This window comes from Sphingomonas sp. BK481 (assembly GCF_014194875.1).
Taxonomy (GTDB): domain Bacteria; phylum Pseudomonadota; class Alphaproteobacteria; order Sphingomonadales; family Sphingomonadaceae; genus Sphingomonas; species Sphingomonas aerolata.
This window is the reverse complement of record NZ_JACIAP010000016.1, coordinates 18,782-39,126: the sequence shown is the minus strand read 5'-3', so window position 1 is coordinate 39,126 and position 20,345 is coordinate 18,782. Positions and strand designations below refer to the sequence as shown.

At 66.1% G+C, this 20,345-nt stretch carries 16 protein-coding genes; 8 read left to right on the top strand and 8 right to left on the bottom strand.

Annotation, left to right across the window (positions count from 1 at the left end; genetic code table 11):
- Positions 1-13 precede the first annotated feature (13 nt).
- Positions 14-2,374, bottom strand: a complete 2,361-nt coding sequence (locus tag FHY04_RS19900; protein ID WP_183937583.1) for a PAS domain-containing sensor histidine kinase — start codon at positions 2,372-2,374, stop codon at positions 14-16.
- Positions 2,375-2,711: 337 nt separating this feature from the next.
- Here FHY04_RS19900 and FHY04_RS19895 point away from each other — a divergent pair, with 337 nt between their 5' ends.
- Complete coding sequence (locus FHY04_RS19895) at positions 2,712-5,786, top strand: TonB-dependent siderophore receptor (protein WP_183937582.1); 3,075 nt, start codon at positions 2,712-2,714, stop codon at positions 5,784-5,786.
- A gap of 136 nt (positions 5,787-5,922) precedes the next feature.
- Here the strand turns inward: FHY04_RS19895 and FHY04_RS19890 are convergent, their stop codons facing one another.
- From FHY04_RS19890 to hisI, 4 genes are read right to left on the bottom strand one after another with little or no spacing between them, the layout of a single operon-like run.
- Positions 5,923-7,725 carry an acyl-CoA dehydrogenase C-terminal domain-containing protein gene (locus FHY04_RS19890; protein ID WP_183937581.1) on the bottom strand — a complete coding sequence of 601 codons (1,803 nt, stop codon included), beginning with the start codon at positions 7,723-7,725 and terminating at the stop codon, positions 5,923-5,925.
- Positions 7,726-7,728: 3 nt separating this feature from the next.
- The gene (locus FHY04_RS19885; RefSeq protein ID WP_031396539.1) at positions 7,729-8,181 is read right to left on the bottom strand and encodes a MerR family DNA-binding transcriptional regulator; all 453 of its coding nucleotides are present in this window, start codon (positions 8,179-8,181) and stop codon (positions 7,729-7,731) included.
- A gap of 32 nt (positions 8,182-8,213) precedes the next feature.
- Positions 8,214-8,717, bottom strand: coding sequence for a hypothetical protein (locus FHY04_RS19880; protein ID WP_244649800.1), 504 nt, complete (start codon positions 8,715-8,717; stop codon positions 8,214-8,216).
- Entirely contained in the window at positions 8,714-9,076 is a 363-nt protein-coding gene (gene hisI, locus FHY04_RS19875; RefSeq protein ID WP_031396541.1) for a phosphoribosyl-AMP cyclohydrolase, read from the bottom strand. The genes FHY04_RS19880 and hisI overlap by 4 nt, the downstream gene beginning before the upstream one ends.
- A 133-nt stretch (positions 9,077-9,209) precedes the next feature.
- Between hisI and purF the strand changes: the two genes are divergently transcribed.
- Complete coding sequence (purF, locus tag FHY04_RS19870) at positions 9,210-10,667, top strand: amidophosphoribosyltransferase (RefSeq protein WP_037527979.1); 1,458 nt, start codon at positions 9,210-9,212, stop codon at positions 10,665-10,667.
- Positions 10,668-10,684: 17 nt separating this feature from the next.
- Positions 10,685-11,395 carry an SDR family NAD(P)-dependent oxidoreductase gene (locus FHY04_RS19865; RefSeq protein WP_056675647.1) on the top strand — a complete coding sequence of 237 codons (711 nt, stop codon included), beginning with the start codon at positions 10,685-10,687 and terminating at the stop codon, positions 11,393-11,395.
- Between the two features lie 24 nt (positions 11,396-11,419).
- Here FHY04_RS19865 and FHY04_RS19860 read toward each other — a convergent pair whose 3' ends face one another.
- From FHY04_RS19860 to FHY04_RS19850, 3 genes are read right to left on the bottom strand one after another with little or no spacing between them, the layout of a single operon-like run.
- Positions 11,420-12,667: a cyclopropane-fatty-acyl-phospholipid synthase family protein gene (locus FHY04_RS19860; RefSeq protein WP_183937580.1), complete on the bottom strand. Its 1,248-nt coding sequence runs from the start codon at positions 12,665-12,667 to the stop codon at positions 11,420-11,422.
- A gap of 57 nt (positions 12,668-12,724) precedes the next feature.
- Positions 12,725-14,089 (bottom strand): deoxyribodipyrimidine photo-lyase, encoded by a 1,365-nt coding sequence (locus tag FHY04_RS19855; protein ID WP_183937579.1) that lies wholly within the window; start codon positions 14,087-14,089, stop codon positions 12,725-12,727.
- A gap of 9 nt (positions 14,090-14,098) precedes the next feature.
- Positions 14,099-15,028: a histone deacetylase gene (locus tag FHY04_RS19850; protein ID WP_183937602.1), complete on the bottom strand. Its 930-nt coding sequence runs from the start codon at positions 15,026-15,028 to the stop codon at positions 14,099-14,101.
- A gap of 215 nt (positions 15,029-15,243) precedes the next feature.
- On the opposite strand from FHY04_RS19850, the gene FHY04_RS19845 reads away from it, so the two are divergent.
- From FHY04_RS19845 to FHY04_RS19825, 5 genes are all read left to right on the top strand, one after another.
- On the top strand, positions 15,244-15,738 hold the full coding sequence (locus FHY04_RS19845) for an RNA pyrophosphohydrolase (RefSeq protein ID WP_183937600.1): 495 nt from the start codon (positions 15,244-15,246) through the stop codon (positions 15,736-15,738).
- Between the two features lie 164 nt (positions 15,739-15,902).
- Entirely contained in the window at positions 15,903-16,736 is an 834-nt protein-coding gene (locus FHY04_RS19840; protein ID WP_235516489.1) for a YdiY family protein, read from the top strand.
- Positions 16,737-16,774: 38 nt separating this feature from the next.
- Positions 16,775-17,980, top strand: coding sequence for a hydrolase (locus FHY04_RS19835; protein WP_183937577.1), 1,206 nt, complete (start codon positions 16,775-16,777; stop codon positions 17,978-17,980).
- A gap of 10 nt (positions 17,981-17,990) precedes the next feature.
- A complete protein-coding gene (locus FHY04_RS19830; protein ID WP_183937576.1) occupies positions 17,991-19,034 on the top strand; it encodes an arginine N-succinyltransferase in 1,044 nt (347 codons plus the stop codon).
- Positions 19,034-20,296: an N-succinylarginine dihydrolase gene (locus FHY04_RS19825; protein WP_183937575.1), complete on the top strand. Its 1,263-nt coding sequence runs from the start codon at positions 19,034-19,036 to the stop codon at positions 20,294-20,296. Before FHY04_RS19830 ends, FHY04_RS19825 begins: the two co-directional genes overlap by 1 nt.
- Positions 20,297-20,345 lie beyond the last annotated feature (49 nt).

The window sequence follows — 20,345 nt, the reverse complement described above, 5'->3', positions numbered from 1 at the left end:
TTCAAAACGATGATCATCTCCGCGGCAGTTCGACCGTGATCAGCGTGCCGTTTCCGGGTTCGGATACGAGATCGATCGTGCCGTTATGCGCCTCGACGAACTGCTTGGCGAGCGGCAGGCCGAGCCCCAGCGCACGATCGCCGATCGTCTTGGATTCGGCGAACCGGTCGAACGCATGCGCGACGCCTTCCGCGCTCATCCCCGCGCCGTCATCCGACACGACGATCCGCGCATGCGTTGCATTGCCGTCGGCGTGCAGGAGGATCCGCCCCCCCTCGGGCGTACCGGCGACCGCGTGACGCAGCAGATGCTCGACGATCTCGCGCAATCGCTTGGGATCGCCGCAGATACGCCCGGTCGAGCGCCCGATCTCGATCGCGAAGTCGAGCTTGCGGCGCCGCGCAGTGGCCTGGATCGAGCCTGCCGCGGCGCGGGCGACCACCGCCAGCTCGACATCGGTGCGCACCATCTCGGTGCTCTCGCTCTCGGTCCGGGTCAGGTCGAGCACGTCGTCGACCAGCAGCCCGAGCCGCTCGACCGATTCGAGAATGGCCTCGAGATACCCCCCGGCCTGTTCGCTCATCGGCCCGGCATAGCCACCGTGCAGCATCTCGGCGAAACCACTGATCGACGTCAGCGGCGTCTTGAGCTCATAGCTCATGTTCGCGACGAACGCCGTCTTCACCTTGTCCGCCGCCTCGAGCGCGTTCGCGCGTTCGCGCAAGGCCTGCTCCGCACGCCGGCTGTCGGTGATGTCAAGCATCGTGAACAGCGCGTTGCCGTCGGGCAGCGGGACACCTGCAAACTCGAAATGCCGGCCGTCGGCGAAGGCCACGCGGCCCCCGCGCTGCTGCCGTCCGGCGGTTGCCGATCGCACGAGATCGGGGATCAGCGCCGACCGGTTGGGCGTCATCAACTTGCCCGCCGCGGCATCGGCAAAGACGTCGACACGCGGATGGCCGGCAAGGAATTCCTCCTCGAGGCCCCACAGTACCCTGAACCGGTTGTTCCACAATTGCAGCCGGCCGTCGGCGGCGAACACGCCAAGTGCCTCGAACAGATTGTCGAAGGTGGCGGTACGGACGCGGAGCAGCGTGTCGCGCGCGCTGGCGAGCTGGACATGCTCGGTGCGGTCCTCGAAGATCAGCAACAGCCCGCCATCGGGCAAGGGCTGGGCGACAACGCGCAAATGCGTGCCGCCGCGCAGGTGCCAGATCTCCTCGCTCGCGCCGCCGTTCGGCATGGTCCCGGTCTGCATGAACCATGCGCGACGCTCGGCCTTCCATGCCGGAAAGTCGCGGACCTCGGGGAGCCGGTCCGCTTCGCGCATCCGTTCGAGCACGCGGTCGAATTCGGGACGGTCGGCGAGCCACTCCGCCCGCATCGCGAACATGCGCCGGAACGGCTGGTTGCAGAAGACCAGGCCGCGGTCACCACCGAACTGCGCGACCCCCGCCGACAGTCGGTCGAGCATCGCCCGCTGCGCCTCGGCGAAACGCTTGGCACCCGAGCGCGCCTGCTCGAGATCCTCGATGTCGATCGCAAAGCCCGCTACGCCACCGGTCGGGAGCGGGACGTCATAGATCTGGAGCGACCGACGGGCCCCGTCGATCGTCGCGGGCAGGACCTGCTGGTGCGGCCGCCCCTGCTCGCGCGCGGCGGCGGCACCCGCCAGCGGCCCGCCGCGCCCCGATCCCTCGACGAGTTCGAGGCCGCGCGCGACCACGTCCTGCGCATCCTGGCCCTCGACGGCCGCAACATAGGCGGAATTGACCATCGACAGCCTGAGATCGCGCGCCCGGTACCACATCGGCAGCGGCGCTGCTTCGATTAGCCCGGTCAGCGCCTCATAGGCGGCACCAAGCCGCGCCGTCTCGGTGCCGAGGCGCTTGATCTCGGATTCGCTGTCCGTTGCATCGAACGCCCAGATCAGGATGCTGCCGGTTGCCCCCATCGCACCAGGCGCACGCGCGCCGCGCAGCGTGATGGCCCGCGTCGAACCGACGGGGCGGACGGCACGGACGAACGGCCGGCCCGAACGCTGTGCAGCGGTCACATCGGCAGTCAGCGCGGCAGCATCCTCGGGTGAGAGCCCGGATTCCTCACCCGCCAGATCCATCAGATAGCGTGGCGCCGGAATACCCAGCCAGTCCGCCATCCGCTGCGGCATCTCCACTCGTCCATCCGCGCGGACGACCGTCGCGACGGCCGGCGACCCATCGAGCAACGCGCGCATCGTCGCATTCTCAGCGAGGGTCGTCGCGACACCGGCGCGCGCGCGCAATCCCAGGAACAGCAGCAGCCCGCCAAGCCCGAGCAGCAGCAGCGTCGCAACGCCGGCCAGAACGGTCGCCCATGTTCCGGGGACCGTCATGTCCCGGAGACACTCTTCGCAACGGGATCGGGAAACACGGTAACCGCCATGGCTCCGTCTACGCCAACAGCGCCCCCCGGGGGAAGACGGCGATCGGGAAATCGCATGCGGCCGATCGGGTGCCTCGCCTGCGCGCTTGGCGGCTCCGGCGCGTCAGTCCGAGGCGCTGGAAACCCAATCCCTCCAGACTGTTGCAAGGATGAAACACATTGTAAAAAAACGATCCTATTCGTCTCAATCGAGTGGATCGGGCCGCGCCGCGCGGCCTAACGGCGGCGCACCGACGAAGGTCAGCGGCTTTGCCCCTTCGGCGGAATGTTTCAGTCGAGAGTATTAAATGACCCCAGCCTATCGTCGCAGTCTGCTCGCCACGAGCCTCCTCGTTGCGGTTTCCACGCTCCCCGCTGCCGCGCAAACCGCGCCGGCGACGCCTGCGGCCACGCCCGAGGCAGCCGCTCAGGCAGAGGCTTTGGAGCCGGCAACCCCGACCCAGACCGCGACGGATCAGAACCCGCAGGGTGCTGCAGAAGCGCCGGCAGGCGAGATCGTCGTGACCGGCTCGCGCATCGCATCGCCGTCGGCCACCGCCGCCTCGCCGCTCCAGAGCGTCGGCATCGCGCAGATCCAGCAGGCCGGCGCGATCAACGTCCAGGACGTCCTGCTCCAGAATCCTGCATTCGGCACCCCGGGCGTCAGCCGCACCAATTCGAGCTTTGCGACGCAGGGCGCGGGCGTAGCGACGGTCAATCTGCGCAACCTTGGCGAGGACCGCACGCTGGTCCTCGTCAACGGCCGCCGCTTCGTCTCGGGCCTTCCGGGCAGCAGCGCGGTCGATCTCAACGTGATTCCGACGCAGTTCCTCGAGCGCGTTGACGTCCTGACCGGCGGCGCGTCGGCCGTCTACGGGTCCGACGCGGTCGCGGGTGTCGTCAACATGATCTACAAGACGAAGTTCGACGGCATCCAGCTCGACGGCCAGGTCGGCATGTCGCAATATGGCGATGGCTTTGACCGCCAGGTCAACGCGCTGGTCGGCAAGAACTTTGCCGATGGCCGCGGCAACATCATGCTGTTCGGTGGTTATTCGAAGCAGGGCACCGTGCTGAAGCGCGACCGCTACACCGAAGCGGGCTCGAGCGCGGTCGATTCGACCAGCCGCGGCGCCTATGTGACGGATAACAACGCTGATCTGTTCACCCCAGAGCGGCCATATCTCTCGGGCTTCGCACCGCAGGGTCGTTACTATGCCGGCGGCAGCACCTTCACCTATGGGCAGGACGGCGCGCTGCGCAATTGCGCGTCGGCCAATGGCACCGCTGGCTGCGTCAACGCCGATGGCACTGTCGCAGGCCCGGACGGTTTCAACCGGTCCGACTTCCGCTACCTCGCGGTACCGGTCGAGCGCTACGTTGCCGCCGGCCGCGCGAATTTCGAAGTGTCGCCCGCACTCAACCTGTTCGTCGAGGGCAACTATGCCAAGACCAAGGTGAGCACGGTCAGCGAGGCGTTCCCGCTTGACTCGACCTTCAGCAACCCGCGCAATTCGGGCCAGATCCCGATTGAGACAATTGTCGGGGGTGTCCTTTACCGTAATCCGTTTGTCCCCGACGCTATCTACAATAGCGCGATTGACACCCCGATTGGTAACACGGGTCAGGGTGACGGTCTGAAGGACATCTATTTCGACCGCCGCCTCGCCGATTTCGGCCCGCGCACGAGCCGTGTCAGCCGCGACCTGTTCCGCATCGCGGGCGGGGCCAATGGCAAGTTCCTCGACGACCGCTTCAACTATGAAGTGTACGGCGTTTACGGCCAGACCAAGGAAGACCAGGTCGGGACCGGCCAGTTCAACACCGCGAACTTCTTCCAGGCGCTCAATTCCTATCGCGATCCGGCGACCGGCCAGATCGTCTGCGCCGACCCCGCTGCGCGCGCGGCCGGTTGCGTCCCCGCCAACATCTACGGCGCGGGCGCGCTCGCACCGGCGGCCGGCTATCTCGCCGTGCCGACGACGCTCAGCACGAAGGTCACGCAGACCGTTGCCGGCGGCAACGTATCGGGCAAGCTCTTCTCGCTGTTCGGCGCCGACCCGATCGGCTTCAGCGTCGGTACCGAATATCGCCGCGAGAGCAGCCGCAACGACTTCGATCTGCTCACCCAGCAGGGCCTGAACGGCAACAACGCGCTGCCATCGACCGCGGGACGCTTCCATCTTTGGGAAGGGTTCAGCGAGGTCGTCGCACCGATCATCCAGGACAAGCCGTTCTTCCAGTCGCTGAGCGTCCGCGGCGCGATCCGCGTGTCCGATTATTCGACCGTCGGCACCACCTACAGCTACAATTTCGGCGGTGAATGGGCACCGGTCGAGGATATCCGCTTCCGCGTCATGCAGGCGCGGTCGGTGCGTGCACCGAACATCAACGAGCTGTTCCAGGCTCCGCAGCAGAATTTCCCAAGCGTCAACGATCCCTGCATCGGCGTGACCGCGGCGACGGCCGGAACGCTCGGCACGACCTGCCGTGCCGCGTCGGGCGTGCTCGCCAACATCGCGGCGAACGGCGGCGCGTTCGCCGCGAACCAGGCCGATATCCAGGGCGTCACCAGCTTCGAGGCGGGCAACCGCAACCTGCAGGAAGAGAAGGGCGATTCCTTCACGGCGGGCGTGGTGATCAACCCGCGCTCGATCCGTGCACTGCGCAACCTCGTCGTCACGGTCGACTACTTCAACATCCGCATCAAGGATGCGATCGTCCAGACGCCGCTGCAGTATATCGTCAACCAGTGCTACCAGCAGGGCAATTCGGATTATTGCAGCCAGATCACGCGCCGTGCGGCCGCGCTCGGGCCGAACAGCGCCGGGTCGCTCGACCAGCTGACGACCAGCTTCCTCAACAGCGGTGGCGTCAAGACCCAGGGCATCGATACGGTCATCACCTATCGCCAGGATCTGGCCGATATCGGTCTTGCGGGCATGCTGGGCCTGCGAGGCTCATACACGCATCTGATCTCGGGCTACACGGTGCCCCTGCCCGATGCGGATCGTGACTATTTCGCGGGTGAGATCGGTGCGTCGCGCGACCGGTTTACGACGAACCTGTCCTATGACATCGATGGTGTCGGCTTTACGACGACGGGCACCTGGATGAGCCAGGCAAGCCTTGACGACCAGTTGACCGGCGCCCGCCCGGGTACCAATCCGCTGTACCGCGTCCGTCCGCAATTCTACCTGGACTCGCAGATCCGCTTCCAGACGAACGACGGCTTCGAATTCTACATCGGCGGGTCGAACCTGCTCAATAACAAGCCGCCCTATCTCGCCGATATCGGCGCGTCGGCCGGCCAGGATACCGATGCGGGCACTTATGATCCGCTCGGCCGCCGCTATTATGCAGGTGTCCGGATCAACTTCTGATCCCCGGACACATCGTACCTCAGGAGGGGAGCCGGCAACGGCTCCCCTTTTTTGTCCGAGCGACATGGACAAAAAAGGGCGCGGGCAGCGGGAGGATATCCGGATGCCCGCGCCCTTCACGCCTTGAGGATGGCGATCACGCCGCCATGAACATTTCCGGCGGCAGCGCCATCAGCGACTCCGCGCCGCCCTCGATCTTGCGACGCAGCGCGCCCGCGTCGGGCAGGATCCGCTCGGCATAGAAACGCGCGGTGATCAGCTTGGCGTCGAGGAACGCCGCCTCGCCCTCCCCGGCCGCCTTCAGCTTCGTCGCGGCAACCGCCATCCGCAGCCACATCGCGCCGACCGCGACGATGCCCATCAGATGCATGTAGCTGACCGCACCGGCGCCGACATTCTCGGGGTTCTTCATGCCGTTCGCCATGAACCACATCGTCGCCGCCTGAAGCTGGCCGTTCGCCTTTTCCAGCGCCTCGGCAAAGCCCGCGGTGGCCGTATCCCCCTTCGCGGCAGCGACGTCGTCCGCGACCAGCTTGAAGAACGCCTGGATCCCGCGACCGCCGTTCTGCGCCAGCTTGCGACCGACCAGATCCATCGCCTGCACGCCGTTGGTGCCCTCGTAGATCATCGCGATCCGCGCATCGCGCACATATTGCTCCATGCCCCATTCGGCGATGTAGCCATGACCGCCATAGACCTGCTGCGCGTTGGTCGCGATCTCATAGCCCTTGTCGGTGCCATAGCCCTTGATGACCGGGGTCAACAGGCTGATCATGTCGCCCGCCAGCTGACGCTCTTCCTCGGTCGCGGCGTTATGTTCGAGATCGCCCTGCAGCGCGGTCCACAGGATCAGCGCGCGCAGCCCCTCGGTCATCGCCTTCCCCTCCATCAGCATGCGGCGAACGTCGGGATGGACGAACAGCGAGTCCGCCTTTTCCTGCGGCTCTTTCGGCCCGGTCAGCGCGCGGCCCTGGCGACGGTCCTGCGCATATTGCACCGCATTCTGGTACGCGACCTCGGCAACGCCCAGCCCCTGCAGGCCGACTCCCAGACGCGCCGCGTTCATCATGATGAACATCGCGGCAAGGCCCTTCATCTCCTCGCCGACGAGCCAGCCGGTCGCCGAGTCATAGTTCATCACGCAGGTCGAGTTGGCGTGGATCCCCATCTTGTGCTCGATCGACCCGCAGGTGACGCCGTTGCGATCGCCGAGCGAACCGTCTTCGTTGACGAGGAACTTCGGCACCACGAACAGCGAGATGCCCTTCGAGCTGTCAGGTGCGCCCGGCGTCTTGGCGAGGACGAGGTGGATGATGTTCTCGGTCAGGTCATGCTCGCCGCTCGAGATGAAGATCTTCGTGCCGGTGATCGCATAGGAGCCGTCCGCCTGCGGCTCGGCCTTGGTGCGGATCAGGCCCAGATCGGTGCCGCACTGCGGCTCGGTCAGGTTCATCGTCCCGCCCCATTCGCCCGACACCATCTTCGGCACGTACATCGCCTTCTGCGCGTCCGATCCCTTGGCGACCAGCGCGGCGATCGCGCCATGCGTCAGGCCGGGATACATCGCGAACGCCATGTTCGACGAGATCATGTATTCCTGGAAGGCCGTCGAGACGACGTGCGGCATCCCCTGCCCGCCATATTCGGGCTGGTTGCCAAGCGTCGCCCAGCCGCTCTCGACATATTGCTTGTACGCCTCCTTGAAACCGTCGGGAGTCGTGACCGAGCCGTCCTCGTGGCGGGTGCAGCCCTGCTGATCACCCGACAGGTTGAGCGGGAACAGGACTTCGGCGACGAACTTGCCGCCCTCTTCCAGCACCGCATCGACGACGTCGGGGGACGCCGCATCGAAGCCCGGCAGGTTGCTGTAGCGGTCGAGGCCGACGACCTGTTCGAGGACGAAGCGCGTGTCGCGGACGGGGGGCGTGTATTGGGGCATGGTCTATCCTTGCTGGTCGTTGGCGCGGCCGACTTCGAGAAGGGCCACGAAATTGGTAAGCTCATCGATGGCGGCGTCGATATCCCGCTTCTGCGCGGTCAGGAGCGCGATCCGCGACTGGCTGCGCTCGATCACGACCTGACGCTGCGCACGACGCCCGTCGCCGACGTCGTAAAGGTCGATCATCTCGCGGATCTCGCCGAGGCTGAAGCCGACACGCTTGCCGCGCAGGATCCATGCGAGCCGTGCGCGGTCGCGGTGCGAGTAGATACGCTGCGTGCCCCGTCGCTCGGGCGCGATCAGCCCTTCGTCTTCGTAGAAGCGAAGTGCGCGCGCGGTCACGTCGAACTCGCTCGACAGATCCGATATCGTGAAATGGTCGCGATCATGCCGCGGTTCGATCACCGCATAGGATTCGGGAGATGCCCGTTCTGCCGGGGATGCTCTGGTCGCCATGCCGGAGCATTTAGCTCTCGTTTACGTCAACGTCAATCTCGGCAGAGAAATTTGCCCGCCTTCGAGCGCAGCGTGGCCGCCTCGGACCGCGACTCGCTCAACCGATCGACCGTCACCGCGGCAAGCGAGGCACGTCCCGCACACAGCGCTTCGCACGCTTCGGGCATGTCGGCGGGGAACGTGATGCGATCCCCGTCGAACCGCGCATCGAATGCGCATTTGCCGAACGTCATCTGCAGCCGCTCGCCGGAGCGCTCGACTGTCCCCGATGCAGCGCAGCTCTGAGCTTCGCCATAATCGACGCTGACGCCGATCCGGCTGACCCGCTCGGTCCCAATGATGCAGATCCGGTCGGTATCGCGCGCCCAGGAGCCCTGAAGCGCGGCACCGGGATCACCAACGATACCCGCGCTCCGCGCCGCCGCCTCGAGCCGCGAACCGGGCGTGCTCTCGGTATTGGTGATGCTCGTCGACGCACCGTCGCATCCGGCCAGCAGCCACAGCAGGAGCATAAGCCCGCCACGCCTGTGGCTCATTCGGCGGTCACCAGGCCATCACCCTCTATACGCCGGAAAAAACAGGTACGTTCGCCGGTGTGACAGGCCGGCCCCGCGGCATCGGCGATCACCCATATCGCGTCCTGGTCGCAGTCGATCCGGAGTTCGGCGACGCGCAGCACATTGCCCGACGTCTCCCCCTTGCGCCACAAGGCCTGCCGGCTCCGCGACCAGAAATGCGCTTCGCCGGTCGCCTGGGTTTGCGCCAGCGCGTCGGCATTCATGTGCGCCACCATCAAGACATCGCCCGACACGCGGTCGGTGACGACCGCCGTCAGCAGGCCGGAGGAATCGAATTTCGGATCGAGCGTCAGGCCCGTGTCGCGGCTGTGTGTCATGCCCTGCGACATACCAGAAAGCGGGCGCGAAGCGACGCGAGAGATCAAACCCATTGCGCAATGTTATTACAAGGAGGCGACAAACGTGTGAACCGCGACTATAGGGCATGCTCCGCACGACGTGAGACCCGGCATGCTGACCACAAACCCTTATGATGACGACAAACTCCGTGAAGAATGCGGGGTGTTTGGCGTCTCGGCCACCGACGGCGCGGCGGCGCTTGTCGCCCTGGGCCTCCATGCGCTGCAGCATCGCGGCCAGGAAGCCGCCGGCATAACGACGTTCGATGGGGCGCATTTCCATACGCACCGCGCGATGGGCCATGTCGCAGGGAACTTCGATCGTGACGACGTGATTCGCGCGCTGCCGGGCACGGTCGCCTGCGGGCATGTCCGCTATTCGACGACCGGCGAAACCGCACTCCGCAACGTCCAGCCGCTGTACGCCGAGCTGTCGACGGGTGGTTTCGCGATCGCGCATAACGGCAATATTTCAAACGCGATGCGGCTGCGTCGTGAACTCGTTCGTCGCGGCTCGATCTTCCAGTCGACCAGCGATACCGAGACGATCATCCACCTTGTCGCGACCTCGAACTATCGCACGCTGCTCGATCGCTTCATCGACGCGCTAAAGCAGGTCGAGGGTGCCTATTCGCTCATCGTGATGACGCCCGAGGGCATGATCGCCTGCCGCGATCCGCTGGGCATCCGGCCGCTGGTCATGGGCAAGCTTGGCGACGCGGTGATCTTTGCGTCCGAAACGGTCGCGCTCGACGTCGTTGGCGCAACCTTCGTCCGCGCGGTCGAGCCGGGCGAACTTGTGATCGTCCAGGGGTCCGAAATCCGCTCGATCCGCCCGTTCGCGCCGATGGCGGCGCGTCCGTGCATCTTCGAATGGGTCTATTTCTCGCGCCCCGATTCGATCGTCGACGACCATTCGGTCTATTCGGTGCGCAAAGCGATCGGGGCACAGCTCGCGATCGAATCGCCGGTCGATGCCGATCTCGTCATCCCGGTCCCCGATTCGGGCACCCCCGCGGCGATCGGCTATGCGCAGCAATCGGGGATTCCGTTCGAGCTCGGGATCATCCGCTCGCATTATGTCGGCCGCACCTTCATCTCGCCGGGCGACAAGGTCCGCCATCTCGGCGTGAAGCTGAAGCACAACGCCAACCGTGCGCTGATCAAGGGCAAGCGCGTCATCCTCGTCGATGATTCGATCGTCCGCGGCACGACCTCGCTCAAGATTGTGCAGATGATGCGCGAGGCGGGCGCGGCCGAAGTCCATATGCGCATCGCCAGCCCGCCGACGCGACACTCGTGCTTCTACGGCGTCGACACGCCCGAGCGCGCCAAGCTGCTCGCGGCCAAGCTCGATCTCGGCGGGATGACGGGCTTCATCCACGCGGACAGCCTCAACTTCATCTCGATCGACGGGCTCTACAAGGCGCTCGGCGAGGCCAAGCGCGCGGATATCCGACCGAAATATTGTGACGCCTGCTTCACCGGCGATTACCCGACCACGCTGACCGATCATGACGAGGGCGCCGAGGTCGATCAGTTCGCGATGCTCGCCGAACGCGTCATCTGACAAGTCCTGGAGCTAGAATGACCGACAAGCCTCTCGAAGGCCGGCTTGCGCTGGTCACCGGTGCAAGCCGCGGCATCGGCGCCGCCACCGCGATCGCGCTCGCTGCAAAGGGGGCGCACGTGGTCCTTACCGCGCGCACGCCGGGCGGCCTCGAAGAGGTCGAGACGGCGATCCATGACGCCGGCGGCTCCGCGACGATCGCGCCGCTCGACCTCGCCGAGAGCGAAGCGATCGGCCGGCTCGCCAGCGCGATCGGGGATCGCTGGGATGCGCTCGACATCCTCGTGCTGAATGCGGGCATGCTGGGATCGCTGTCGTCGGTCCCGGCGATCGATCCGAAGGAAATGGCGCAGGTCCTCACGCTCAACGTCAGCGCGCAGGCGGCGATGATCGCCGCGTTCGATCCGATGCTGAAAAAGGCGAAGTCGGCGCGCGTGATCGGTGTCACGTCGAGCGTCGGCCGCAAGCCGCGCGCTTATTGGGGGCTCTACGGTGCCTCGAAAGCGGCGTTCGAGACGCTGCTCGGCGCTTACGGGGACGAGATGGCCGAGATCAGCGGCATCCGCACCGCGATCGTCGATCCCGGCGCGACCCGCACCAAGATGCGCGCGCGTGCCTATCCGGGCGAGGATCCGAACTCGGTCAAGGATCCGCAGGTCGTCGCTGACCGTATCGTCGCGCTGGCTGTCGACGGGTTCGAACCCGGCCATTTCGAGCGCGTCGCCTAAATCCTTCCCTTGCGGGGCGGACGATCAGCGTCGCTTCACCAGCGTCACCTGTGCGACGTCGATGCCGCCACCGCGGAACCCGCCCTCGCAATACATCAGGTAATAGCGCCACAACGCGACGAACTTCGCGTCGAGCCGTGCCGGCAAGCGCCCCTGCGCGACGGCGGCGTCGAACGCGATCCGCCAACGCCGGCATGTCTCGGCATAGTGCAGCCCGAAACTGCTTTGATCCTCCCACGTCAAACCGCGTGCCTCCGCCAAAGCGCGGAACCGCGGCTCGGACAGCAGCATGCCGCCGGGAAACACGTAGCGCTGGATGAAGTCGACGCTCGTCGAATAGGCATCGAAGATCGCATCGTCGATCGTGATATATTGAAGCGCGGCACGGCCGCCGGGTTTTAGCGCCCGCGCGACCGCGTCGAGATAGGCCGGCCAATAGGCCTCACCCACGGCCTCGACCATCTCGATACTGGCCACCGCGTCATAGGTGCCGACGACGTCGCGGTAGTCGGTCAGCGAAACGGTCACTCCGGTCAGCCCTGCCTCGGCCATCCGCGCGTCGACCTGTCGCTTCTGCTCGGTCGACAGGGTGAGACCGTGCACGTCGACACCGGCCTTCGCGGCGAGTGCCGCGAAGGAGCCCCAGCCGCAGCCGATCTCGAGGATCCGGTCACCGGGTTGCGTACCCGTCCTGTCGAAAATCGCCTGGAGCTTCGTCGTCTGGGCATGCTCGAGCGGTTCGGCCTCGCTGATCGGCTCGACAAACAGCGCGCTCGAATAGGTCAGGCTGGGATCGAGCCAGGTCTCGTAAAAGTCGTTGCCGAGATCATAGTGGGCGGCGATATTGCGCCGTGATCCCGTGCGGTGATTGCGTCGCATCCAGTGCCAAGCGCGGGCCGAGAGTCGCGCAACCCCACCCGATCGCGCCGTCCGGCCCAGGGAGATACGGTTGCGCATGAACAGGTCGAACAGCGGGACCGGATCGGGACTGGACCAGTCGCCCGCGGTCCAGCCTTCATACCAGCCGACCGATCCGGCCGTCGCCAACCGCACCAGCGCCCGCCAGCGATGGACGGTGACGATCGGCATCGGCCCGGGTGCACGCCCTCCCAGCAAACGGCGGGTGCCGTCAGGCAAGCTTGCGTCGATACCGCCGCTCTCGAGTCCTGCATCGATCCGGTCGAGCAGGCGGTGGAATATCGGCGCGGTCAGGCGTGCGGCACTGGTTGCACGCCCTGTAGCGGCGTCGTCAAAGGCATGGGCAGCGGTCATCGCGGCGCTCCATGCAACAGCGTCGCCACCTAGGAAAGAGGCGCGTGCCAAAAGGCGTCAGCGCGCGTGCCGCCCGGCCTCGAGCGCGCGCTCGCGTGCCTCGCGGTGACCGATGATCTTGGCCGGATAGTCGCGCGGCCGGCACCCGGACTCGTCCGGGTCGTGGATCGCGTCGCCCGTAACCTTGGCGAGTTCCGGCACCCATTGTCGGATATAGTCGCCCGCATCGAATTTTTCCGATTGCGACAGCGGTGCCATGATCCGGCCGAACATGTTTGAATCGACCCCCGTGCCCGCGACCCATTGCCAGTTGACTGAATTATTGCCGTAGTCCGCGTCGACCAGGCAATCCCAGAACCAGCGTTCGCCCTCGCGCCAGTCGAGCAGCAGATGTTTGACGAGGAAGCTCGCGGTGATCATCCGGACGCGATTGTGCATCCAGCCCGTCGCCCAGAGCTGCCGCATCCCTGCATCGACGATCGGATAGCCCGTCCGACCGGTCTGCCAGGCTTTCAGATCGGACGCCGCCGCCTTGCCGGTGCGCCATGGCAGCGCATCGAACGCCGGCCTTCCGTTGCGGCGGGCATAATCGGGGGGCGCCAGCACCACGCCTTGCGTGAAATCCCGCCACGCCACCTCTTTGCGGAACGTCGTGACGCCGTCGCCGTGTCCCGAGACGGCATGCCAGACCTGGCGGGGACTGATCTCGCCGAAATGAAGATGCGGCGACAGCCGGGAGGTCCCCTCGGTCGAGGGTATGTTGCGGTCGTGGTCGTAATCGTCGGCGACGTCCGCGAACCGCGCCACCGCCTTCCGCGCGGCATCCTCGCCGGGACGCCAGTCGGAAAAGCCACCCGACCAGTCGGGCTTGGTCGGCAACAGCTTCCAGCTGTCCAGTGTGTCCGATTCCGGCCACGTCTCCGGCGCGTCGATCTTGCGCGGCATCGCGACCGGTTCCGGTGGCGGCATCATCTGCGACAGTGCTTTCCAGAACGACGAATAGACGCGGAACTGCCCGCCTGCCCCGGTCGTCACGCTCTCGACCCGGGCAAGCTGGTTGCCATCATGGAGGCAGATCGCGTCGCCGAGCGCATCCTCGGCCTTGCGCCACCATGGCTCGTACTGGCGTGTCGCGTACACCCGCTCCGCGCCCGTCTCCGTCATCAGCGATCGCAGCGTCGAAACCGCATCGCCGCGCCGCAGAACGAGGCGGGAGCCCTTCTTGTCGAGCGACTTGGCGAACGCCTCGAGGCTGTGATGGAGCCACCAGCGCTGGGCACCACCGATCGCCCAGTCGCCGGGCGCGTCGTCATCGAGGATATAGACGGGGATCACCGGCCCTTCCTGCGTAGCGGCGACGAGCGCCGGGTGATCATGCAGGCGAAGGTCCTGGCGAAGCCAGAGAAGTACGGGTGTTGTCATCGCCTGCTGCTACACTTTGGAGGCCGTTGCGGTTCCCTTGGCATCCTCGAATGCCGCACCAAGTGTCATGATCGCAGTGACATGGCGCTCGGCAATGGCGAGCGCATCGTTGCCATAGCCGCCGCCGACGGTGCTCGCGAGCGGGATGCCGCGTTCGATCGCCAGCCGTGCGATCAGGCGTTCGCGTCGTACCAGTCCGTCGAGCGTCAGCGACAGCCGGCCGAGCCGGTCTCCTGCAAAGGGATCCACCCCCGCCTGATAGAGGATCAGGTCGGCGCCGAAGGAGTCGAGCAGCGGGACGAGCGTCTCTTGCAGCGTCGCCAGATACTGGTCATCGTCGACGCCGTCAGGCAGCGGCACGTCGAGCGTCGACTGCGCCTTCCGAACTGGGAAATTCTTGTCGGCATGGATCGAATAGGTGGCGATCCCCGGCCGGCCCGCGAGCAGGGCGGCGGTGCCATCGCCCTGATGGACGTCGCAATCGACCACCAAGACCCGCTCGACGCTGCCCTCCTCGACCAGGCGGACCGCAGCGACGGCGAGATCGTTGAACACGCAGTAGCCCGCGCCCGTATCGGCGAGCGCATGATGACTGCCGCCCGCGGTATTGGCGGCAAAGCCGTGGCGCAGCGCGAGGACAGCGGCGACCCAGGTGCCGTCGGGAACGATCGCGGCGCGGCGGGCAACGGCGGCGCTGACCGGAAAGCCGATCCTGCGCTCCTTCAAGGGCGGAACGCGGGCTTCGAGAACCTCGGCGACATAGCCCGGCTCATGGACCGCCTCGAGCCATTCACGCGGCGTCGCGCGCGGCTCGTGCCAGGCTACCGCGCTGCCATGCGCGCGCAGCAGATCGCGGATGAGCCCGTTCTTGTTCCAGCGATAAGTCGACCGCGCCGGCGCCGGAGTCACATAATCGGGATGGTGGACGACATGGATCATCGCGACCGACCGTACGATTGATCCGCGCCGATCGCCGACGGCGCGGACAAACCCCGCCACTTCACCAAGGTCCGCCTCATCCCCCTGCTCCTATCATACGCCACCACCATGTCCTTCGCTCAACGCGGAGTCCTTTCGGAGGATGCATGATCGCGTGGCGCGGCTCGACCGTCTTCGGGCTTGCGGACGATCAGGAAACACTCGAATGGGCAGGGATGACCGATCCGACCACCCTGCCCTATCGTCCCTGCGCGGGCATCATGCTGATCAACGGAGCGGGCCGGGTGTTCGTGGGCCGCCGCAGCGACTCGACGCTCGACGCGTGGCAGATGCCGCAGGGCGGGATCGACCCCGGCGAGGACCCTGAGACCGCGGCCCTTCGCGAACTCGGCGAGGAAACCGGCGTTTCACCCGACAAGGTCACGCTGATCGCGCAGGCCCCGGGCGAGTTCGTCTACGATCTTCCCCCCGAACTTCTCGGCAAGGTATGGAAGGGCCGATGGCGCGGCCAGCGGCAGCGCTGGTTCCTCTACCGCTTCAAGGGCGGTGACGGGGATATCGCGATCGACACCGAGCATGCGGAATTCGACGCTTGGCGCTGGATCGACCCCGCAGAGCTCCCGGCAGTGATCGTTCCGTTCAAGAAGCGCCTCTACGAGGAGGTACTTGCCGCCTTCGCGCCACATCTCGGCGCAAGCGGACCGCGCTGAACCGTTCCCAACGCGGCGTGGTGACGCTACGGAACCCTGTGTGCCGATCCAGCCCCTCCTCCTGTCGCGATTTTGACCCGATTATGCGCTGTTTCCGTCTCCCGCTTTTCGCCGGCCTCCTGGTGACGGCATTGTCCCCCGCGCCCGCCATCGCCCAGACCGTGATGATTCCGGAAAATATCCGGGCGATGCTCGATGCCGCACTCGATGCGGGTAACGAGAGCGATGTCTCGACGATCGTCAAATATGCGCGCGCGGCCGATCCGCTTAGCGGCGACGCGGTCCTGGCAATCGCGGAAAAATGGAAGGCCGATCGCGCCGCCCAACGCACGCAGGTCATCCGTCAGGCGAGCTTCCTCGACCTCTGGAGCGGCCGGGCGGAAGTCGGCGGCTATCTCACCACTGGCAATTCCGACACGGCCGGCGGTACCGCGGTTGTCGACCTGACCCGCGAAGGCCTGCGGTGGCGACAGAAGTTCCACGCCCAGGCGGATTACCAGGAAAACCAGAATGTCGCCGTGCGAGAGCATTATCTCGCGTCCTACGAGCCCAACTACAAGATCGACGACCGCGCCTATATCTATGGTGCTGCGCAGTATGAAGGGGATCGGTTCCTCGGCTATAACAACCGCTATTCGGTCTCGGTCGGCGGCGGGTACAGCGTGCTGAAATCGGCGAGGACCAAGCTCGATCTCGAATTGGGGCCGGCATATCGGAACACCGACTTCACGGACAACACGAACCAGAGCGCGATCGCCGGGCGCGGGACGCTGAATTTCAGCTGGCGAATTACCAACGGCCTGTCGGTTACACAGGTTGCGTCTGCCTATGTCCAGCGGTTCAACAGCACGCTTGGCGGGACCACCTCACTGACCGCGAAACTGATCGGTCCGCTATCGGCTTCGCTGTCCTATGCCGTTCAATATGAAAGCGAACCGCCGGCGGGATCGATGACGACCGACACGACGAGCCGTGCCGCGCTGGTTTACAGCTTCTGACGGTTTCCCCCCGCGCCGCACGAGGCTAGGGTCGGGGGATGAGAGGACTTTCGCACGACGAAACAGGCGCGGTCGCCAGGCTTGATGCGGCCGCGATGCTGCAGCAGGTGGAAAGCTGGGCCGCGGTCAACAGCGGCACGCGCAACCTTGAGGGGCTGGCGACGATGGCGGGGCTGCTCGCCGACGCGTTTTCGTGTCTTCCCGGCGATATCACACTCGTCGAGCCCGAACCGGCCGATAGCGTAGCGACCGATGGAACCATCAACCCACTGGACCACGGTCGGCATCTCCATCTTCGCGTTCGCCCGGATGCCGCGATGCGGATGCTGTTCACCGGTCACATGGACACGGTCTATCCGCGCGACCACATGTTCCAGACATCGCGGAAACTGCCGGATGGCACGATCAACGGACCCGGCGTCGCCGACATGAAGGGCGGGCTTGCGGTGATGCTGGCCGCGCTCAAGACGATCGAGGCCAGCCCGCTGGGTCGGCGGATCGGGTATGACGTGGTGATTAACTCGGATGAGGAGACCGGCTCCTTCTCGTCTGCCGCCCTGCTCGCTCGCGCGGCGCAAGGGAAGATCGCGGCCCTGACCTACGAGCCGGCGCTTGCTGACGGCACGCTGGCCGGCGCACGCGGTGGCACGGGCAATTTTTCGATCACCGTCCGCGGCCGGAGCGCACACGCCGGCCGCGATCCTGAACAGGGCCGCAACGCGCTGGTCGCCGCCGCCGACATCGCGGTCCGGCTGTCAAAGGTCCGTAGGCCCGGGCTGTCCGTCAATCCCGCAAGGATCGATGGCGGTGGTCCCAACAACGTCGTTCCCGACGTCGCCGTCCTTCGCATCAACTTCCGCCCGGCGACGCGCGAGGACATCACCCAGGCCCAGGCGCATATCGACGCCGTCGTTGCGGCGGTTTCGGCCGAGCATGACGTCCAGATTGCAGTCCATGGCGGGTTCAATCGTCCGCCCAAGCCGATCGATACGGGGGCCGCGGACTTGTTCACGCTGGTCAAGGCGAGCGGCGCGGACCTTGGCCTGGACATCGCCTGGAAAGCGACCGGGGGCGTGTGCGACGGCAACAACATCGCGGCCGCCGGCGTGCCGGTCGTCGACACCATGGGAGTCCGCGGCGGCGCGATCCATTCACCGGACGAATTCATGATCCCCGAGAGTCTGACCGAGCGGGCGGCGCTGTCCGCGGTCACCATCCTGCGAATCTGCGAGAACGGCTTATGAGGACGCACCTGTGAGTTTCCGGATCCGCGCGGCGGTCGATAGCGACCTCCAGCCCTTGTACGAGATGGCCAAGCTGACCGGCGGGGGCTTTACCAACCTGCCCCCCGATCGCCGCGCGCTGCGCGCCAAGCTCGAACGCAGCCACGCCGCTTTCGCCCGGACCGCGCCCGCCGAAGACGGCGTGGTCAGCGACGAACTGTTCGTCCTTGTCCTCGAGAATTGCGAGACGGGGGAGGTCCGCGGCACGTGTCAGCTGTTCACGCATGTCGGTCAGAGCTGGCCCTTCTACAGCTACCGGATCGGCACGTTGACGCAGCACAGCCGCGAGCTCTCGCGAACCTTCCGCGCCGACATGCTGAGCCTCGCCACCGATCTTGAGGGGTCGAGCGAGGTCGGCGGGCTGTTCCTGCATCCGGGCGAGCGGGCCGGCGGGCTGGGCCTGCTGCTCGCGCGCAGCCGCTATCTTTTCATCAAGGCGCATCGCGCCCGGTTCGCCGACCGGATCCTGGCCGAGCTTCGCGGGATCATCGACGAGGCGGGTGGTTCGCCGTTCTGGGACGGTCTGGCGGGGCGGTTCTTCGGGATGAATTTCCAGGACGCCGATCAGTTCAATGCGATCAACGGGCATCAGTTCATCGCCGATCTGATGCCCAAGCATCCGATCTACACCGCGATGCTGTCCGAGAGCGCACGCGCGGCGATCGGCCTGCCGCACCCCTCCGGCCGGGCGGCGATGCGGATGCTCGAGAATGAGGGGTTCGCATTCGAGAATTATGTCGACATCTTCGACGGCGGGCCGACGATGACTGCCCGCACCGACAAGGTGCGGTCGATCGCGGATGCGCGCACGGCCCAGGTCGTGACGATCGCCGACACCCCGCCCGCCAGCGACGTCACGACCGAAGCGCTGGTCGCGACGGGTACGCTCGCGGACTTCCGGTGTGCGTTCGGCGATATCCACCCGGTGGCCGATGGCATCGCCCTCTCGCAAGGCTGTGCAGCGGCGCTGGACGTTAGCGAAGGCGCATCCGTCCTTCACGTGGCGCGCCTCTGATGCGCGGCACCAACCTGGTCGAGATCAACTTCGACGGCCTGATCGGTCCCAGTCACAATTACGCGGGGCTGAGCCCCGGCAACCTGGCCGCGACCCGTAATGCGGGTGCTGTCGCACGGCCCCGCGCCGCTGCGCTGCAGGGGATCGCGAAGATGCGCGCGAACCTCGACCTCGGGCTGGTGCAGGGGATCCTCCTCCCCCACCCCCGCCCCGATCATCGCTGGCTCGATGCGCTCGCGACCCGGTATGCGGATGCACCCAGGCATCTGCAGGCGCAGGCGATGTCGGCCTCGGCGATGTGGGCGGCCAATGCCGCGACCGTATCGCCCGCCCCTGATACCGCGGACGGTCGCTGCCACCTGAGCGTCGCGAACCTCGGCACGATGCCGCACCGCAGCCACGAATGGCCAGCAACACTCGCACAGCTGCGTATCGCCTTCGCCAACCCGGCCTTTGCGGTGCACCCGCCCGTCCCGCTGCCGTTCGGCGACGAGGGCGCGGCCAACCATATGCGCTTGTGCGAAACACACGGTGCACTAGGCGTCGAGATCTTCGTCTATGGCGAAGCCGGCGGCCCGTTTCCCGCGCGGCAGCATCGCGAGGCCAGCGAGGCGATCGCGCGCCGGCACGGGCTCGACCCCGCGCGGACCCTGTTCGTCCGCCAGTCGGACGCGGCGATCGCGGCAGGCGCGTTCCACAACGACGTGGTCGCCGTTGCGAACGAAACCGTGCTGTTCACGCATGAGCAGGCCTTTGCCGACGCTGACCACTTCTATGAGGATCTGCGACGGCTGATGCCGTCGGTCGAGATCGTCGAGGTGCCCAGCGCCCGCGTCAGCCTCGAGGATGCAGTCAGCTCCTATCTCTTCAACGCGCAGCTCGTCTCGCGCGCCGCGGGCATGACGCTGATCCTGCCCGAGGAAGCGCGGAGCAACGTACCGGTCTGGCGCTGGCTGAGCGAGCATGTCGCGGGCAACGGACCGATCCGCGCACTCGAAATTGTCGACGTCCGCGAATCGATGGCCAATGGCGGCGGCCCCGCCTGCCTGCGCCTGCGGGTCGTCGCCGACCCCCGGACGGTCGATCTCCGCTTCCTCGTCGATCACGCCAGCCTCGACCGTATCGCCGGCCTCGTCACCGAGCACTGGCCCGAGACGATCGACGCGAATGCGATCGGCGACGCGGCGCTTGTCGCCCGGATTGAGGTCGCGCATCGTGCCTTGCTCGAGGCCCTCGATCTTGTCGGGTTAATTGACAAATAACCCGAGTTGGCGGAATTGCGCGAGTCGCGAGCAGAGTTTTCCACTGTTT

Coding starts and splice junctions, on each gene's coding strand:
- FHY04_RS19900 (WP_183937583.1), bottom strand. CDS start 2,374: ATGACGGTCCCCGGAACATGGGCGACCGTTCTGGCCGGCGTTGCGACG.
- FHY04_RS19895 (WP_183937582.1), top strand. CDS start 2,712: ATGACCCCAGCCTATCGTCGCAGTCTGCTCGCCACGAGCCTCCTCGTT.
- FHY04_RS19890 (WP_183937581.1), bottom strand. CDS start 7,725: ATGCCCCAATACACGCCCCCCGTCCGCGACACGCGCTTCGTCCTCGAA.
- FHY04_RS19885 (WP_031396539.1), bottom strand. CDS start 8,181: ATGGCGACCAGAGCATCCCCGGCAGAACGGGCATCTCCCGAATCCTAT.
- FHY04_RS19880 (WP_244649800.1), bottom strand. CDS start 8,717: ATGAGCCACAGGCGTGGCGGGCTTATGCTCCTGCTGTGGCTGCTGGCC.
- hisI (WP_031396541.1), bottom strand. CDS start 9,076: ATGACACACAGCCGCGACACGGGCCTGACGCTCGATCCGAAATTCGAT.
- purF (WP_037527979.1), top strand. CDS start 9,210: ATGCTGACCACAAACCCTTATGATGACGACAAACTCCGTGAAGAATGC.
- FHY04_RS19865 (WP_056675647.1), top strand. CDS start 10,685: ATGACCGACAAGCCTCTCGAAGGCCGGCTTGCGCTGGTCACCGGTGCA.
- FHY04_RS19860 (WP_183937580.1), bottom strand. CDS start 12,667: ATGACCGCTGCCCATGCCTTTGACGACGCCGCTACAGGGCGTGCAACC.
- FHY04_RS19855 (WP_183937579.1), bottom strand. CDS start 14,089: ATGACAACACCCGTACTTCTCTGGCTTCGCCAGGACCTTCGCCTGCAT.
- FHY04_RS19850 (WP_183937602.1), bottom strand. CDS start 15,028: ATGATCCATGTCGTCCACCATCCCGATTATGTGACTCCGGCGCCGGCG.
- FHY04_RS19845 (WP_183937600.1), top strand. CDS start 15,244: ATGACCGATCCGACCACCCTGCCCTATCGTCCCTGCGCGGGCATCATG.
- FHY04_RS19840 (WP_235516489.1), top strand. CDS start 15,903: ATGATTCCGGAAAATATCCGGGCGATGCTCGATGCCGCACTCGATGCG.
- FHY04_RS19835 (WP_183937577.1), top strand. CDS start 16,775: ATGAGAGGACTTTCGCACGACGAAACAGGCGCGGTCGCCAGGCTTGAT.
- FHY04_RS19825 (WP_183937575.1), top strand. CDS start 19,034: ATGCGCGGCACCAACCTGGTCGAGATCAACTTCGACGGCCTGATCGGT.